Source organism: Amycolatopsis sp. VS8301801F10, assembly GCF_046195355.1.
GTDB lineage: Bacteria > Actinomycetota > Actinomycetes > Mycobacteriales > Pseudonocardiaceae > Amycolatopsis.
The window spans coordinates 6360570-6377521 of the sequence record NZ_CP176065.1 but is presented as its reverse complement, the minus strand read 5'-3'; the positions used below and the strand labels follow the sequence as shown (position 1 = coordinate 6377521).

The window sequence follows — 16952 nt, the reverse complement described above, 5'->3', positions numbered from 1 at the left end:
CGCAATTCAGGTCCGGTCCGGCTCGGCGGCCGCTACGTCCGCGATTGCCTGTTCGTTCGCTCTCGCTGTGCCGGCCAGCTTCGCGATCGTCTGCTGCCGGAACAGGTTCCCCGCAGAGATCGCTATCCCGGCTTGCTTCGCCTTGGCGACTATCTTGATGCCGAGGACGGAATCCCCGCCCAGTTCGTAGAAGTTGTCCGACACGCCGACGTTCTCGACCCTGAGCACTTCGGACCAGATCTTCGAGAGAGTGCGTTCATGGTCCGTCCTCGGCGGCACATGGCCGGGGCGCGCGCCGGCCGGATCTACTGGGGGCGGCAGTGCGGCCCGGTCGATCTTGCCGCTCGGGGTGAGCGGGAAGGCTCCGATCGGTACGACGACTGACGGCACCATGAATTCAGGTAGCCTGCTGGCAGCGAACTCGCGCACCCGGGCCGGTTCGATTTCATGCGCTGGAGCCGCACTGACGTAAGCGACCAAGCGTTTCCGTTCATCGTCGCCGTCGCAGACAACAGCCACGTCAGCGACGTCCTCGTGTTCGTGCAGCACCAGTTCGACCTCGCCCGGCTCGATCCGGTATCCGCGAATCTTCACCTGACGATCAGCGCGCCCGGCGAACTCCAGTGCGCCTGCGGGCGTCCAGCGCACAAGGTCCCCGGTCCGGTACATCCGGCTGCCCGGCGGCTCACCGAACGGGTCCGGAAGAAACCGGGTGGAAGTGAGGCCTGGCCGGCGGAGGTACCCGCGGGCAACGCCGGGGCCGCCGACGAACAGTTCGCCGACGACGCCGATCGGGACAGGGTTGAGCCTCTGGTCGAGGACGTAAGCCGTTGTGTTCGCGATCGGGCGGCCGATGGGCACCGTGGTGGCCGCGTCGCTGATCAGGTGCCAGGTGGCGAGCGTCGTCGTCTCGGTGGGCCCGTAGCCGTGCACCAGCCGTTGCGGCGGCTGCCCCGACAGCAGCTGCGCCACCCTGTGGGGGTTGACGGCCTCTCCGCCGAACAGCAGTTGGCGCAGGCTGCGGAAGACAGCGGGGTCGGCGGCGACCACCTGGTTGAATACTGCGGTGGTGAGGATCAACGTGGTGACTCGCTGCAGAGCCAACGTCCCGGCTAGAGTCGCAGGGTCAAGGATCGTGTCCTTGTCGAGCACCTCGATCCGGGCACCGGCGACGAGCGGTCCCCAGATTTCGAACGTCGCCGCGTCGAAGGTCGCCGCCGCTGCCTGCCCGACGACGTCGTCCGCATGGAGCGGAAGGAAGTCCGTGTCGAGGACCAGCCGGACGATCGACTGATGCTCGACGAGGACGCCTTTGGGCGCACCGGTTGATCCGGAGGTGTAGATGACATATGCGGCGCTGCGCGGCCCGATCGGCACCGCGGGCGGTTCGGTTGACTGCGCGGACAGGATCTGCTGGTGGGCGTCCAGCAGGAGCAGCCGAACCGAGGCTCCTCTCAAGGGCTTGTCCAGAAGTGTTGTGGTCAGGCACAACGCGGCGTCAGCGTCGGCGAGCATAAAGGCCAGCCGTTCGGCGGGGTACTCGTGATCCAGCGGCAGATAGGCACAGCCAGCGCGAAGAATCGCAAGAAACGCGACGATCAGCTCGGCCCCGCGCGGCAGGCACACCGCGACCACGGATCCCGGCTGTATGCCGGACGAGACAAGCAAGTTGGCCAGCCGGTTCGCCTGGCCGTCCAGTTGCGCGTAGGACAGAGTTTCGTTGCCTGCTGAAACGGCGATCGCAGAGGGTCGCTGGCGGGCCTGCTCGCCGACCAGTTCGGGCACGCTCCGCCACGACGGCGGACAAGCGTGGTTGACCGCCCAGCCGGTCAGCACAACGTGGCGCTCGTCCTCGTCGAGCAAAGGGAGATCGCCCACCGGCGTCGAAGGATGCCGCGCGGCGGAGCAGAGCGTTACCGACAGGTGCCGGGCCAGCCGCCGCACCGCTGCAGGCTCGAAGAGCTCTGGTGCGCAGCGCACAGATCCCGTCAAATCCCCGGTCTCAGTCCGGCGGAAATCGAGGGCGATGTCGAATGGCTGGCCTGTGTCCGGTACCCGGACGCCGGACATTGTCGCCTGCTGTGGGACGTCAAGGCCGGGCCTGTTCCGGAAAGTCATCAGAACCGGCGTGGGCGGAGCGTCATCGTCCCGGTCAGCGGCAACCGCGTCCACCACGCGGAGGTAAGGAACGTCCCGGTGCGCCAACGCTTCGCGCACGGTGATGGTGTTCTCGGCGACTAGCTGCGCGAATGACGTGCCGGGCCGGACCTCGGAACGGAGGACGACGAGATTGGTCAAGGGGCCGACCATTTCCGCTGCATCCGTCATGGTGCGGTTGGGCACTGCCGTAGCCACCGCGATGTCCTCTTCCCGGCAGTAGCGCGAGAGAATCGTTTGGCATACCGCGAGCAGGCCTTCGAACAAGGTTCCCCCGTTGACTGCGGCTGTTTCGGTGATCCTGCGGGCGATTTGCGCCGGTATCCGGATCTCGCAGGGCACGCTGGTGATGCCAGACGCGTCGGGGCGCGCGCAGTCGGCCGGGAGGTGCAGGATCGGGAGGCCGGCGAGCCGGGCGCGCCAGTAATCGAGTTGGCTGGCTAAATCCTCGCGGGCAAGCCGGTCGCGCTGCCCTCTCACATAATCGGCATAGCGCAGCGCTGGCGCGGCCGCCCGGTCCGGCTCGACGGACGAAGCCGCCGCGTACCCGGCGGCCAGTTCGGTAGCGAGGAATTCCAGGGAGGCGTCGTCGACCGCAAGGGCGTGCGCGCACAGCACCACCAGGTATTCGGAAGCGCCGAGCCGGAATGCAGCCACGCGCAGCAGCGGGCCGGAGCCCAGGTCAAAAGGTTCCCGGACCCAGGCGAGGAGGCGCGCGTCTAGCTCCGGTTCGCGCTCGGACCTGGTCAGCGAACGCAGATCGGTGAAACCGGCGCGGACCGGGCCGATCGGACGGACAGTTTGGCGCGGTTGTCCGCCTGTCTCGGAGAACGTCGTGCGCAGGAGTTCGTGCCGGGCAGTCAGGCGACGGGACACTTCCCTGAACGTCGCCGGTTCGAGGTCGCCGTTCCAGTGGAACGCGAACGCTGAGACGTGTCCGGCCTGGTCCGGATTGCGTCGGCAGCGCAACCAGATTTCCTCCTGCTCGAACGAAAGCGGGAACGGCATGGCTGCTCCGGGCGCTCCATGAGACACCCTGTCATCTCCTTCCGTTCGTGTCATGCCGGCAATGCTGCCCGACCGCGGCGGCCGCCCGCTGGTTCGCCGCGGCCGGAGAGCCGTTCCCGGACTCGATGATGCGAACAACATCGCGACGGGTGCCCAGGAGGCCGAGGGTCCGTGCTATAGGCACTTCGCTGGTGCGGGCGCGCCGCCGCGACAATGCCGAGCGAGCATCGTGATCACTTACGGTGCTGCAAATTGCTCGGCAGTCAGATCGACCATTACCCAATCCGTGGGTGCTGTCACAGACGGTGGTAGTAGGCCGGTCGATGTGGTGGTACCGTCCGATCCTGCGGCGCGTTGGTGTCCGGTCGGCAGGACATCTCGGGGCTACGCGGCGACTGGCGGGTGCGGGCCGTTTCCGGTCCGGCGCGGGTGCTTCTGAAAAAAAGGGGGCAAGGACAGTTGTGATGGCGCGCCGTGTGTTCGAAGTCGCAAGGTGGTTGTGTTTCGAATTCAGCCCGATTGACGGGACGGTTTCACGAAATCGGTAATCCTGACAAGTCCTCTCGGACGGTTTGCCGGCCGGTTTCCCTGATTATCGTTAGCGGCGAAAATGCTGCGCGGATGCTTCGGCAAGGAATCGCGGTGCCCGGACGGAGGCGGCTTCGGAGCCAAGAGCGGGAGTCTGAGGCTCAGGTTCGGGGGGCGCGGCGGCAGATGGGGAGATGCGGTACATGGAAAGTCCGATGTCGGATATCTATGACGTGGTCGGCGTCGGGTTCGGACCGTCGAGCCTGTCGCTGGCTGCCGCTGTAGCGGAATCCCGAGGCGATTCCCCGGAGAGACGGCTGACCGCCGCCTTCTTCGAACGAAAGAGCACCTTCGGCTGGCATCGGGACATGCTGCTGCCGTCGGCGAAGATGCAGGTGTCGTTCCTCAAGGACCTTGCCACCTTCCGCAACCCGGCCTCGTCGTTCAGCTTCGTGTCCTATCTCCATGCGATGGGCCGGCTCGCCGAGTTCGTGAACAACCAGGACTTCTTTCCGACCCGGCGCGAGTTCCACGAATACCTGGAGTGGAGTGCTGCCAAGGTCGCCGACTGGGTGACCTATGGAGCTGTGGTGACCGGCATAGAGCTCGGTGCTGGCGGCCTGCTGGAGGTCGCGGTCGAGAGCGCGAACAAGCCGGTGCAAACAGTGCTCGCGCACAATGTAGCGATTTCCACCGGCCTGGTGCCGAAGATGCCGCCAGAAATCGACCGCGACGACCGGGTCTGGCACAGCTCGGAGCTCCTCGGCCGCTTCGCTGGCGTCGACCGGGACCGGCTCGCTCGTGTCGCGGTCGCCGGTGCGGGGCAGAGTGCCGCAGAGATCACGAGGTTCTTCTGCGATGCCTTGCCGGACGCCAGCATTTTCGCGATCCTCCCGTCCTACGGCTACTCAATCGCCGACAACACCCCGTTCGCCAACGAGGTCTTCGACCCCGGCGCGGTCGAGGACCACTACCGTGGGTCGGACGAATCGCGCGAGGCGTTCTGGCGGTATCACAGCAACACGAACTACTCGGTGGTCGACGCGGCGGTGATCGACGATCTCTACCAGCGGCGGTACGAGGATCGGCTGAGCAAGGCCGACCGGCTGAACTTCTTGCGCCTTTCCCGTGTGACAGGTGTTCGCCGCGGAGCCGGGCAGATGCGCCTGCGCGTCGAGTCGCTCTTGCCGGACACGCCCCGGGAGCTCGACGTCGACCTGCTGGTGTGCGCCACTGGCTATCGACCCATGCAGCCCTCGTCGCTGCTGAGCAGCATGGACTCCAGCGTCCTGCGCGACGGCACGGGCCGGTACCGCGTCGAGCGCGACTACCGGCTGATCACCGATCCGGACTTGCCCGGCGGCATCTACCTGCTGGGCGGGACCGAGCACACCCACGGACTGGCATCGTCGCTGCTGTCGAACATCGCGGTGCGCAGCGGCGAGATTGTCGAGTCAGTCCTGAGCCGCCGCTCCCGGCGCGAGACGGGCGGCTCAGCGGCCGCCGGGCACTTCCGGCGAGCTGACTCATTCCCGGGAAAGGAGAACAGTGAGCAGCACGAATCCCTTCGACGATGAGGACGGCCGATTCTACGTGGTGGTCAACGACGAGGACCAACATTCGCTGTGGCCCGCGTTCTCGATGGTCCCCGCAGGCTGGCGGACCGTGTTCGGCGAGGATACCCGGCAGCGGTGCCTGGAGTATGTCGAGGAGAACTGGACGGATATGCGGCCTAAGAGCCTGAGAGAGGCGATGGCCGCGGACGCCGCGAGCGACGGCGTGTCCCGGTGACCATCCGGGCACAGGGCACGGAAAGGGGGAACGCGCGATGGGCTCGATACGCATGGTGGCCGGTGTTGGGCACACGGACCGTGATCAGGAGAGAATCTTTCCTCACCCGGACCTCGCAGCCGGCGAAAAGGTGCTCGCCACGGGGGTGGGACTGCGTATTCCCGCGGATTTGAGCTTCGAGGAATGGACGCTGGCGGGGAAGCGGCTCTCCGGGCTGATCGACGCGTCGGCGTGGTGGCTCGGCGACTGGCTTGTGTTCGGCAAAAGGTGCTACGCCGATCGGTATCAGCGGGTCATCCGCACCGCAGGTCTGCGCTACCAGACATTGCGCAATTACGCGTGGGTGGCGCGCCGGTTCGAGATCGACAGGCGTCGTTCGGCGCTGACCTTCCAGCATCACGCGGAGGTGGCTTCGCTCCCTTTCGAAACCCAGGAGCGACTGCTCGACTGCGCGGAGCGGGACGCCTGGACCACCAAGCAGCTGCGCACCGCGATCCGGGAGGAGCGCACGCCGGCCAGGGTGCGCGCCCCGGCCCGGCGGCAGTCGCACATCGCAGTGCCCGACGATCACGTCGACGTCTGGCGCAAAGCGGCGAACGCCGCCGGGGCGAATTTCGACCACTGGGTGCGGGAGACGCTGGACCAGGCCGCGGAGGAGGCGCTCAACATGGACGCTCGGCTCCGAGCTTGACGGTATGGATCCCGGGTGCGCGGGGCACTGGACAACCTCCGGCCGGGTTTGGCAGGACTGAGGCCAAGGTCTCGCCGAACCCGGCCACCCGACGGTCCACCCGGGCCGCTGCACTGGCGACCGCGGACCTTCTGGGGTGTCGGCCTGGGAGCCTATGGGGTTGTCAAACCGCAGGTTTTCGTCGACACCCGAGCGGCCGCAGCGTCAGCATCGAGTGTCGGCACCCGGTACGACGAGGCCTGCCCAGCGGTGGGCCGTGCCCCATCAGCGCTCGGACGATGCCGTGCAGTACGGTGCTGGGCGTTAAAGACATCAAAGAGGAGTGCGCGCTGGAGCGTGCCTGGCCGCACAGCTATCGCCGGAGCACTTGGCTGCGTGCCGTTTCCGCACTTACCTGACGTCGCCCGGCCGGAACTTGCCTGCCGAGCTGCATTGCGCGCGAAGGCCGAAACGACCAGGCGCGGTCCAGCAGTTATACGGCCAGCGGCCACGTGCGCGGCGTGCTCCAGCCAGGCGCGTCGATCAGCGGTGCGGTGGCGTACACCAGTCGCAGCACCTGGTCATGGTTCAATCGTGGATCGCAGGCGGTCTCGTAGCGCCGCGCGAGGTCGGCCGGCCGAACCGGCAAGGCGGCGTCGACGCATTCAGTAACGTTCCGGCTGCTCACCTCCAGATGGAGGCCGCCGGGTACGGTGCCCAGCCTGGCATGGACCTCGAAGAACCCTCGTACCTCCTCGCAGATCGTCTCGAGCTGCCGGGTCTTGCGTCCCTCCGGAGTGACGAACGTGTTCCCGTGCATCGGGTCGCACACCCACGTGGCGGGAGAGCCCGCCGCGAGCGCTTCCTCGATCAGCGGCGGGAGCGCGTCCCGTACCCTCGCGGCGCCGAACCGGGCGATGAATGTCAACCGGCCGGGTTCCCGCCGCGGGTCGAGCCGATCCACCAGTCGCGCGATCGTGCCGGAAGCCGTGGCCGGGCCCAGCTTGACCGCGACCGGATTGCCTACCCGTGCCGCGAACGAGACGTGCGGTCCGGGGACCTGCCGCGTCCGCTCGCCGATCCACAAGAGGTGACCGGATGCGCCGTACTGCCGCCCGCTTGCCCGGTCGATGCGCACGAGCGCGTGCTCGTACGGCAGCAGGAGTGCCTCGTGACTGGCGAAACAGGCACCGCCGAGCCTGCGGCGCACGGCGGGTTCACGGGCCTGCAGATCCCGGATCTCCCGGAGCGTGCGTGCCGAAGCGAGGTATGCGCGGAGCAGACGCCGCGGGTCGGGCGCCCGGGCCGCGGCATCGAACCGGTCGGAGTTCACCGCGTCTCCCCGGTAAGCCGGCAGCGTCTGGCCATCTCTTGTTTCCGTCGGCGAGGACCGCGGTTTCGCGTACTGCCCGGCGATGCGCCCAACTGTGACGATCGGCAGCCCCGAGACGGCCTTCAGGACAGCGGCCAGATCAGCCAGGAAGCGGATCTTTTCTTCGACGGGTTCGGCGCGCGGTCCGGCGAAGAGTTCTGCGCAATCGCCGGCTTGGAACAAGAACGCCTCGCCCCGCGACACCGCGGCGAGGCGGCCGCGCAGCGCGTCGCAGTCGCTGAGGGACACCAGCGGCGGAAGGGATTTCAGGATCCGAGCAGCTTCGGACAACGCACTGGCATCGGGCCAGTGCGGCTGCTGCGCTTCCGGCGGCCAGCTCCGCGAGGCGTCTTCGTGCACGGAGTCCTGCGTCGTGGGGTCAGGATCGGCACAGTCGCAGGACCGCATTCGCGACCTCGTCTCCAGACTGTCCGAAGAAGGACCGGTACTTCTGCCGGATATCCGCCTCGCGGTCGAGATCGACTCGTGCGCCGCCTGAGCCGATCCGCGTCTTCTGCACCTGTTGCGAGACGTTGAATCGGACGCGCAACAAGGCGAGGATCCCGGTGTCGATGTTGTCGATCTCCTGCCGCGCTGCCGCGATCGACAACCGGATCAGCCGACCGTCGCGCGTCATCGCGGCGGCGTGTCCTGCACCGTCTGGATCGCACATGCCTGACGACCTCCGTTCCTAGGGAGTGATCAGCAGTTTGCCGATGGTGCGCCGGTCCTGGAGGTCCCGATGCGCGTCGGCGGCCTTCTCGAGCGGGTAGGTCTGGTCGACGCGGATCTTGAGTCGTCCGTCCCTCATCCAGCCGAACACCGCATCGGCCCGTTCGAGGAGCTCGTCCCGGGTCGCGATGAAATCCGGCAAGTAGGGCCGGGTCAGCATCTTCGAGCGCAGCGGGCCGGTAGACACGTCGACCGGGGGGACCTTGCCGCTGGACTGGCCGTAAAGCACGAGTTTTCCTTGCCTGCGCAGGCAGGCGAGGCTTCCGTCGAACGTCGTGTCGCCGACCGCGTCGTAGACGACGTCGGCGCCGGCATTCCCCGTCAGCCGCTGGACCTCGGACACGAAGTCGGCGTCGGTGTAGCGGATGACATCGCGGGCGCCGGCGGCGCGGGCCGCGCTTTCCTTTTCCCGGGACGAAACGGTGCCGATGACCCGGACCCCGAGCCGGTCGAGCACCTGGGTGAGGAGCAGACCGACCCCTCCTGCCGCGGCGTGCACCACTGCGGTCTCGCCGGATCGCACCGGATGGCTGTCGCGCGTCAGCATGTGCACCGTCATCCCCTGCAGCAACGCCGCACAGGCTTGGTGGGCCGAAATTCCCTGCGGCACTTTGATCGCGCGGTGCGCGGGGAGAACGACTCGTTCGGCGTACGCGCCGGGATCGGGCACGTCCACGGAGGCCACGATGTCGCCGGCCGCGAACTCGTTGACCCCCTCGCCCAGCGCGGTGACCGTTCCAGCGAACTCCCGGCCGGGGACGTACGGCACCTGACGGGGGTACAGGCCGCTTAGCTCGTACGTTTCATGATAGTTCACGCCGATGGCCGACACATCGACCTGTACCTCGCCGGGCCCGGGCTCCGGCGCGTCCCATTCAGTCGGCGTCAACGCCTCGGGCCCGCCGTGCCGGTATACCGCGACCGCGAGCATACGCACCTGCTTCACGCGTCCGGGACCTAGATCTGTCCCATTTCGTCAATGATCTGGGGGAGCGGCTCGCCGGACCGGATTCGCCGCAGCGCTTCCCTTTCGGCGTGTTCGATGGCGACCGCGGCCGACAAGGTGCGGTCGAGCAGCGGCGCCGGGATCACGACGGTGCCATTCCCGTCGGAGAAGACCCAATCGCCTGCCCGGACCGTGACGTTGTCGATGACACACACAGTGCCGACCTCGGCCACCCGGAAGGCGCCTTGGGTGTCGGTCGGAACTACGTTGCTGGCTACGACCGGCAAGCGGCGCTGTCGGAGGAGCTCGCAGTCGCGTACGGCACCGCCGAGCACCATGCCCTCGAAACCCAGCTGCTCGATCAGATACGTCGACGACAATCCGCCGGCAAGCGCGGCGTCCCGGACGAGCGGCCCGGAACCCGCGACATAGACCTGCCCCGCGCCGTCGCCGATCTCCGGCAGGAGGAAATCGCGGACAGCCGACCAGGTACTGGGCAGCGGATCGGCGATCTGAGCACGTTTGCGCTGCGGCACCCAGCTGACCGGTACGGCAGCCCCGAAGAAAGCGGAGCCGGATCCGGCGATGCGGTGCAGCGCCGGGTTCAGCACAGCGTTGGGCACGCTCAGCCCGTCCAGTGCGTCCGAGATCGCGCATGTCGAGATCCCGTGCTCGTGCACCATGGTCCGCACCGCCTCGAACCGTCCGGCGAGAGGTGCTTGGCCACCGTCGGCTTCCCGCTCTGGGAGGCCGACAGTCATGGCGTGGCCTTGGTCGGAACGTGGATGCTGAAACCCATCGGCACCGGACCGAAGTCTTCGACGATGTCGAGTCCGGCCGCCCCGGCGGCGACGATCGTCGTGATGCACGCGTCCGCTTCCCCGGCCGCGCACTGGCGCGCGGCGGCCGCGTTGCTGGTCGCCAGCCGGACGTCGAGACCCCGGCCGTCGAGCAGTTGGACCGGGGCCGGATGGCACAGGACGGTCGACCGAGGGCCGATTTCCGGGCTGCCAGCGGGCTTGGCCAACACCATTCGGTGCGTAGGCATGGTGAAGCATTCCCGCAGCGCCAGGGAGTCAAGATGGTCGAACACGATTTCGTGCAGCCGCGGATAGACGATGCAGCCGAGAAGAGCGCTGTCCGCGGGTTCGTCGAGCACGTGTTCGACCGCGTCTTCGAGCGTGTCGTAGAGCACGACGCTGCCGTCCCGATAGCCGTTTTTCTCGAGATAGTGCCGGGCAGCGGCTTCACAGTTCGTGCCGGCCGGTCCCAGGGTGTGAATGCGCAATGGCCGAGAGCCTTCGCCCATGGTGCTGCCCTCCGATCAAAAGCGGTAGTCTTCGCGCACCGGTTGAAACGCGTCGACGCCCTTCGCGCCGTCCGGGGAAAACGCATCGTGTTCCACGTCGCCCGGAATGACCACCGTGTCGCCTGGCCGGAGCACAATGTGCTTTCCCGCGACGGTCAGTTCGAGAACGCCCTCGACGCAGTGGGTGATCTGCTCGTGCGGGTGCCGGTGCGACGGCACTTTCGCGCCCTCGCCGAACTCCCAGGCGGCAAACGTCATCGTGTCGCCGTGAACGAACTGCAATCGCGCGTTCGGGAAGAGATCGGTGATCTCTTGGCGGTCGGCGGGGTGATGCGTCGCGCTCGACATCCATTGCCTCCTTCGCCTGAATTTGCTTCCGAGTGTATCCCCGGACGGCAGCGAAGACCCTTCCGTGCTCGTTTTTCTCCTGTCCTGTCGGCAGGACAGGAATGTGATCTCTTTGCTTGGCCCGCCCGCAGTTCGTTCTGTTACTGTCGCGACAGGCCTGCTGTGGGCCGGCTGGACCGGAGGAGAAGGCGATGTACGTCCCGGAACAGTATCTTCCTCCGTCGGAAGGCTGGATGGCCGAGCTTATTGTGCGGAATCCTTTCGCTGTGCTGGTTACGAGCGGCGGAATCGCGGAGGAGCCGTGCGTCACTCACCTTCCGGTGGTCCCGGGAGAAATTCCGTCCGCCGCGGAATCCGCCGAGCTGGCCGGCGGCCTCTTGCTCGGGCATCTGAACCGGGCGAATCCGCACTGGCGGGCGCTGGCCGGAGGCACGCGGTCGATGCTGGTCTTCACCGGCCCGGACGGCTACGTGTCGCCCGCCGTGTACGCGCGGGATCCGGCGGCTCCGACCTGGGATTACACCGCGGTGCACGTCCATGGGACGCTCCGCCGGATCGAATCCCCCGAAGAATCGATGAACGTTGTCCGGTCGACCGCCAGGCTCTTCGAGGAGCGCTTCGGCTCCGGCTGGGACTCTTCCGGCTCGATCCGGTACTTCGAAGAACTGCTCCCGGGGGTCGGCGCGTTCCAGTTCAGGATTTCGCGTGCGGAGGGCATGTTCAAGCTCAGCCAGGAGCAGCCACCCGAAGCGCGCAGAGCGGTGCGCGAGCATTTTTCGGCGCATCTCAACGGCGGCTGCCGGGCGGTCGCCGAACTGATGAAGCGGCTGCCATAGCCAGGAACGCGCGCAGATCGCGATTCTGCCGGGCGAACACGGACGGAAGGAAAGGCTGTCGGTGAAATGGCGATGCCTGAGACGATCGACGGCGAGCGATCGCTCGCCCTCCGGAGGCGGGAAAGCATTGGGCTGCAGTGCGACGAGCGTGGGTCCGGAGGTCGAGCGGGCCGGTGCGCGACTCGGCGAATCGGGGTGCGCTGATGCGCTGCCGAATTCTGATCACTGGTGCGAGCGCGGGACTGGGCCGGGGAATGGCGTGGGAATTTGCGCGTCGTGGGCGAAATCTCGCGCTCTGCGCGAGACGGATGAACCTCCTGGAGGAGCTCCGCGAGGAACTGCTTTCGGCGTACCCGGAAATCTCGGTTTCGGTGCGGGCTCTCGACGTCACCGACCACGACGCGGTGTTCAAGGTTTTCGGGGAGTTCGCCTCGGAACCCGGCGGGCTGGACCGCATCGTGGTCAACGCCGGCCGCAGTGCGGGCCGCCCGGTCGGCACCGGCGAGTTCGACGTGAACCGGCGCACCGCGGACACCAACTTCGTCGGCGCGCTAGCGCAATGCGAAGCAGCGCTGGAGATTTTCCGCGCCACCGGGACCGGGCATCTGGTCTTGGTCTCCTCGGCGGCCGGATTGCGCGCTTTCCCCCGGAACCTGACTGTCTACGCCGCGAGCAAAGCCGCGGTGCTGGCCCTCGGCGAGGGAATACGCGCCGACGTGATGGACACGCCGATCGAGGTCACCACCTTGCTTCCCGGCTACATCCGATCGGAAACCCAGACCGCGCAGGGTTTTCTGGTGACCGGCTTCGAGCGCGGCAGCCGCGCGCTCGCGAAGGCGATCGAGCGCGAGCCGGCGCGGGCGTGCGTGCCCGCTTGGCCGCCGTGGTGGCTGTTCGGATTCGGGATGCGGGTGCTGCCACTGCGCCTTGTCCGCCGCTTCGGCGGCACTGCCCAGCGGTCCCGCACCGCCTTGACCGAGTGAGGTGCCACGCCACCCGGGCAAAGCTGCCGCACGGGTCCGGGAAGCAGTTCCTGACCGGTGATGCGCTGCTGCGAAGCGAGCCCGTCGATGCGTGATCACGCACGGCCGGGTTGACGAATGTCCGCGCCAGCACGGCAGATCCTGGTGCCGCCGGCTCAGAATCCGGCCGCATCGGCGACTAGCTTGGCCAGTGCCGGGACGTGGTCGAAAAGGAAGAAATGGTCGCCAGGGAACAGGTGCAGGCCGCGGAAATCGGTCGTTTCGTTCTGCCACGCCTCCAGTGTTTCGGCTGGCGTCACGGTGTCGGCGTCACCGCCGAACGCGATTATCGGCACTGGCAATGCGGATGCGGGCTGGTACCGGTAGCTGCGGCAGACCCGGAAGTCGGCCCGCAGCGAAGGCAGCGCGCGCCGCAGCATTGGAGGATCGGCGGCCAGTTCGGGCGGGATCCCGCCGATTCTGCGGAGCGCAGTGACGAACCTGTTCTCGTCGTCGTCCGGGTTGGGCATCACCCGAGGCGATGCGCCCTGCGGCGGGCAGGAAGCCAGCGCCAACAGGCGGGGCAAGGGCGCGCCTCGCCGCCGGAGTTCCCGCGTCATGGCGTAAGCGAGCAGCGCGCCCATGCTGTGGCCGACGAAACCGTAGGGGCCGGACAGTCCCGGGAGCAGGCCGTCGAGTAGTGCGTTGACCGCGCTGCGCAGGTCGGTCAGCGGCTCTTCCCGGTGTCGGCCCGGTCGGCCGGGCAACCGCACAGCGCGCAACTCGACGCCGGGTGGGAGATGCTCGGTCCACGCCCGGAACATCGACGGGCTCCCTCCCGCGCAGGAGAGGCAGTAGAGCGTCCCCGCGGGGGCGGCGGTTTCTCCAAAAACCAAGTACCAGGGATGCGGTCCCCCCATGGAAGCTCCTTCGCCGGACTGCCGGGCGGAAAAGGTCAGATCAGTGATTGGCCGATGATCTCTTTCATGATTTCGGTCGTGCCGCCGTAAATGGTGTGCACCCGGGTATCGACGAAGGCCCGGGCGATCGGGTTCTCGCGGAGGATGCCGTATCCTCCGTGCAGCTGAAGGCAGCGGTTGACGACGTTCTGACAGAGTTCGGTGTTCCACAACTTGACCATCGCGGCCTCTTCGGCGCTGAGCCGCCCGTCGTTGTGGATCATCAGCACTCGGTCGGTGTGACTGCGGGCAACCTCGAGCGAAGTGGCGAGATCGGCGAGGACGAAGCGGTTGTGCTGATGCCGTCCGATCGCCTGCCCGAAGACGATGCGCTCCCGGCAGTACCCCAGTGTGTCCTGGAAAACCTTCTCGGCGGCCGCGAGTGTGCTCACCGCGATCCAGAGCCGCTCCTGCGGAAGGTTGCGCATGAGATGGGCATAGGCCCGGCCCGGCCTGCCGAGGAGATTCTCCGCGGGCACCGCGACGTCCTCGAAGAACAGCTCGGAGGTGTCCAGTGCGCTCATGCCGATCTTGTCGAGCGCCCGGCCCCGGGTGAACCCGGCGCGGTGCGATTCCACGACGAAGATGCTCGCGGACACCGCGGTCCCGTGAACCAGGACTCCCGGGGTGCGCGCGACGACAAGGTACAGATCGGCTATGTGCCCGTGCGAGATGAATGTCTTGCTGCCGTTGAGGATCCAGCAGTCGCCTTCACGTGACGCGGAAGTTCGCATCGCCTGGATGTCGCTGCCTGCCTCCGGTTCGGTGATCGCGATCGCCGTGACGAGCGATCCGTCGCAGAAACCGGGAAGCCACCGTTCTTTCTGCTCGTCCGTCGAGAGGGTCCGGAGGTAAGGGCCCACGATGTCGTTGTGCAGCGGAAGGCAAGGAGCGTGTGCTCCGGCGGCCGCCAGCTCTTCGGCGAGTATCGCGTTGAATCGGTAGTCCAGGGCGTCCCCGCCGCCGTACTCCGCGGGCATGTCCGTGCCGAGCAGCCCGGCTCCGCCGGCCGCGTGCCAGACTGATCGGTCGACCCGTCCGGCGGCCTCCCATTCCGGATGGCGTGGGCTGATCTCTTTGACGACGAAGGACCGGGCGAGCTCCCGGAAGTCGTGGTGCTCGGCTTCCATGATTTCCTCACGCACCGCGGCCCCCCGCGGGGACACGAGCGGCAGCCGCCCGCCGGTCCAGCAGATCGGCGAGTTCAGAGAGCACCTCGGTTTCGAACAGGTCTTCCGCGTCGAGGCGAAGGCCGTGTCGTTTCGCGTCGCCCGCGAGACGCATGGCAGCCAGGGAATCGCCGCCGAGATCGAAGAAGTTGTCGTGCCGGCTGGCCGGCGCCCGGTCGAGGGCGCGGCCCCACAGTTGCGCGAGCAGATGTTCGGTCGGACCAGCGCAAAGGGTTTCCCTCGCCGACGGGTCGGAATCTGCCGGGAGCGGGCGTGCGGCGAGCAGCTTCCGGTCGACTTTTCCGTGCGCATTCAACGGCAGCGAGTCGAGGTGGATCAGGGCGTGTGGGACGAGGTAGTGCGGCAGGACCCGGGAGAGGTGCTCTCTCAGCTCGTGGGCTTCCGGCGCACGAGTTTCGCCTGCGGCGCACCAATAGCCGACGAGACGTCCAGTGGTATCGCCGCCGGGTTCGTGTACCACGACAGCGGCCGCTGCTGTCCCTGGAACCTGAAGCAGGGACTGCTCGATCTCGCCCGGCTCGATCCGGAAGCCGCGCAGCTTCACCTGCTCGTCGGTGCGGCCGATAAAGGCGAGTTGGCCGTCTGGCAGCCGCTTCACGAGGTCGCCGGTGGCGTACATCCGGACGCCGGGCCGCGCGGCGCCCGGATCGTCGCGGAAGCGCTGCGCGGTCTCCTCAGCCCGGTTCAGGTAGCCGCGTGCTACTGCCGCTCCGCTGAGGTGGAGTTCCCCGACCGTGCCGTCCGGGACCGGCTGCAGCCGGTCGTCCAGCACCCGGGCGGTGAGGCCGGGTAGCGGCCGGCCGATCGGCGGAGGCATCGCCGGGTCGGCGTCGGCCGGGATGTCTCCCCAGGTCGCAAGCATGGTGGTTTCCGTGGGTCCGTACACGTGACAGATCCGGAACGAGGGTCGAGGGACCGGCGGTGCGTGCAGTTTCTCCCCGCCGAGCAGCATCGCCCGCATGGCTCCGACCGCCGGCCAGCGTGCCCGCAGCAGTTGCACGGCCAGTGCGGTGGTGAAAAAGCCGACGGACACTCGCTTCCGGCACAACCAGTCGACGAAGTCCTGGGAGGGGCCGGGAAGCCGGCGCTCGTGGATGTGCAAGGTCGCGCCGCCGGCGAGGCACGGCCAGGCCTCCAGGGCCCATCCGTCGAACGAGGGGCGGGCGATCTGTGGCATCTGGTCCCCATGCCTGATCCCGAAAGCGTCGACGTACCAGGAGACGAGTTCGGCTACCCCGTTGTGCTCGACCAGGACACCCTTCGGCCTTCCGGTCGAACCGGAGGTGAAGGTGACATAGGCCAAGTCGCCGCCATCCGCGGCGAATCGGGGGAACGCGTCGCCGGTTTCCGCGGGCTCCAGCTCGTCGACCAGGATCGCTGGCGGAGCACCGGGCGGAAGGCTGTCCGCCAGCGGCCGGGTCGTGAGCACCACTGGTCCGGCGCATTCGGCGAAGATTTTTTCAGCTCGGACAGGCGGCTCGTCGACGTCCATGCCGACGTACGCGCCGCCAGCCAGCCATGTCGCCAGCGCAGAGACGACGGTTTCCGGCGCACGGTCGAGCCACAGCGGCACCAGGACATCGCGTCCGACGGAGCTGTCGCGCAGAACAGCGGCCAGTGCTCCCGCACGCGCGAAGAGCTCTCCGTAGCTCATTTTCCGCTCTCCGTGCACCACTGCGCACCGGCCGGGTTCGGCGTGCGCGTGCCGGGCGATTCGCAGGGCAGCTGGATCGGATTCCGATGGCGGCGCCGAAAGCCGGGCGCCAAATATGTTCCACGCCGCCCCGGCGATTTTATCTGGTTGCTCCATTCCGATGACCTTCGCCCCTTCTTGGGTCTGGCAAGACTGTCGGCGAGCCGCTGCCGACTGCAGGGTGCGCTATTTCGCGATTCCCTGGATGAACAGTGGCACGGAGGCTGCCGGGCGTCCTGGCGACGGGACATGCCTGCGCCAGTTGGCGGACTTCTTGCCCTTCGTGGCACGTACCGCGCTTGACGTGCCGCCGGTCGGTCATTAACGTCGGTTCGAGCGGCCGGGCATCGCAGGCTGTTATTTTTCCTCTTCGATTTTCTGCGGGAAAACCGTGTAGCCTGATATTCGAGCTCTGTGCGGCGCTTGAAATCGGTCCGGATGGAATAGTGAG

At 67.3% G+C, this 16952-nt stretch carries 15 protein-coding genes; 5 read left to right on the top strand and 10 right to left on the bottom strand.

From position 1 onward, the window contains the following. Positions 1-6 precede the first annotated feature (6 nt). Positions 7-3165 carry a non-ribosomal peptide synthetase gene (locus tag F9C11_RS29980; protein ID WP_409180700.1) on the bottom strand — a complete coding sequence of 1053 codons (3159 nt, stop codon included), beginning with the start codon at positions 3163-3165 and terminating at the stop codon, positions 7-9. Positions 3166-3908: 743 nt separating this feature from the next. On the opposite strand from F9C11_RS29980, the gene F9C11_RS29975 reads away from it, so the two are divergent. The 3 genes from F9C11_RS29975 to F9C11_RS29965 are packed head-to-tail and all read left to right on the top strand — an operon-like array spanning position 3909 to position 6175. Further along, complete coding sequence (locus tag F9C11_RS29975; RefSeq protein WP_409180699.1) at positions 3909-5270, top strand: lysine N(6)-hydroxylase/L-ornithine N(5)-oxygenase family protein; 1362 nt, start codon at positions 3909-3911, stop codon at positions 5268-5270. After that, positions 5242-5484, top strand: coding sequence for an MbtH family protein (locus tag F9C11_RS29970; RefSeq protein ID WP_409180698.1), 243 nt, complete (start codon positions 5242-5244; stop codon positions 5482-5484). The genes F9C11_RS29975 and F9C11_RS29970 overlap by 29 nt, the downstream gene beginning before the upstream one ends. Positions 5485-5521: 37 nt before the next feature. Next, on the top strand, positions 5522-6175 hold the full coding sequence (locus tag F9C11_RS29965; RefSeq protein WP_409180697.1) for an LmbU family transcriptional regulator: 654 nt from the start codon (positions 5522-5524) through the stop codon (positions 6173-6175). Positions 6176-6647: 472 nt separating this feature from the next. On the opposite strand, the gene F9C11_RS29960 is transcribed toward F9C11_RS29965, so the two are convergent. Genes F9C11_RS29960 through F9C11_RS29935 form a run of 6 tightly spaced genes read right to left on the bottom strand, consistent with a single transcriptional unit; the run spans position 6648 to position 10861 of the window. Then, positions 6648-7886 (bottom strand): 3-deoxy-7-phosphoheptulonate synthase, encoded by a 1239-nt coding sequence (locus tag F9C11_RS29960; protein WP_409180696.1) that lies wholly within the window; start codon positions 7884-7886, stop codon positions 6648-6650. Between the two features lie 19 nt (positions 7887-7905). Then, positions 7906-8163: a chorismate mutase gene (locus tag F9C11_RS29955; RefSeq protein ID WP_409180695.1), complete on the bottom strand. Its 258-nt coding sequence runs from the start codon at positions 8161-8163 to the stop codon at positions 7906-7908. 54 nt (positions 8164-8217) lie between these two features. Then, positions 8218-9189: a quinone oxidoreductase family protein gene (locus F9C11_RS29950; RefSeq protein ID WP_409187004.1), complete on the bottom strand. Its 972-nt coding sequence runs from the start codon at positions 9187-9189 to the stop codon at positions 8218-8220. Between the two features lie 26 nt (positions 9190-9215). Beyond that, complete coding sequence (locus tag F9C11_RS29945) at positions 9216-9965, bottom strand: RraA family protein (RefSeq protein ID WP_409180694.1); 750 nt, start codon at positions 9963-9965, stop codon at positions 9216-9218. Further along, a complete protein-coding gene (locus tag F9C11_RS29940; RefSeq protein WP_409180693.1) occupies positions 9962-10492 on the bottom strand; it encodes a hypothetical protein in 531 nt (176 codons plus the stop codon). The genes F9C11_RS29945 and F9C11_RS29940 overlap by 4 nt, the downstream gene beginning before the upstream one ends. Positions 10493-10528: 36 nt before the next feature. Next, positions 10529-10861: a cupin domain-containing protein gene (locus F9C11_RS29935; RefSeq protein ID WP_409180692.1), complete on the bottom strand. Its 333-nt coding sequence runs from the start codon at positions 10859-10861 to the stop codon at positions 10529-10531. Positions 10862-11052: 191 nt separating this feature from the next. Between F9C11_RS29935 and F9C11_RS29930 the strand changes: the two genes are divergently transcribed. Together F9C11_RS29930 and F9C11_RS29925 are read left to right on the top strand one after the other, a co-directional pair. Continuing rightward, positions 11053-11697, top strand: coding sequence for an FMN-binding negative transcriptional regulator (locus F9C11_RS29930; RefSeq protein ID WP_409180691.1), 645 nt, complete (start codon positions 11053-11055; stop codon positions 11695-11697). 203 nt (positions 11698-11900) lie between these two features. Continuing rightward, positions 11901-12680 carry an SDR family oxidoreductase gene (locus tag F9C11_RS29925; protein WP_409180690.1) on the top strand — a complete coding sequence of 260 codons (780 nt, stop codon included), beginning with the start codon at positions 11901-11903 and terminating at the stop codon, positions 12678-12680. Positions 12681-12835: 155 nt separating this feature from the next. Here F9C11_RS29925 and F9C11_RS29920 read toward each other — a convergent pair whose 3' ends face one another. The 3 genes from F9C11_RS29920 to F9C11_RS29910 are packed head-to-tail and all read right to left on the bottom strand — an operon-like array spanning position 12836 to position 16618. Beyond that, positions 12836-13579 (bottom strand): thioesterase II family protein, encoded by a 744-nt coding sequence (locus F9C11_RS29920; protein ID WP_409180689.1) that lies wholly within the window; start codon positions 13577-13579, stop codon positions 12836-12838. A 35-nt stretch (positions 13580-13614) separates the two neighbouring features. Further along, complete coding sequence (locus F9C11_RS29915) at positions 13615-14763, bottom strand: acyl-CoA dehydrogenase family protein (protein ID WP_409180688.1); 1149 nt, start codon at positions 14761-14763, stop codon at positions 13615-13617. After that, positions 14756-16618, bottom strand: a complete 1863-nt coding sequence (locus tag F9C11_RS29910) for a non-ribosomal peptide synthetase (protein WP_409180687.1) — start codon at positions 16616-16618, stop codon at positions 14756-14758. Before F9C11_RS29910 ends, F9C11_RS29915 begins: the two co-directional genes overlap by 8 nt. Between the last annotated feature and the right edge of the window lie 334 nt (positions 16619-16952).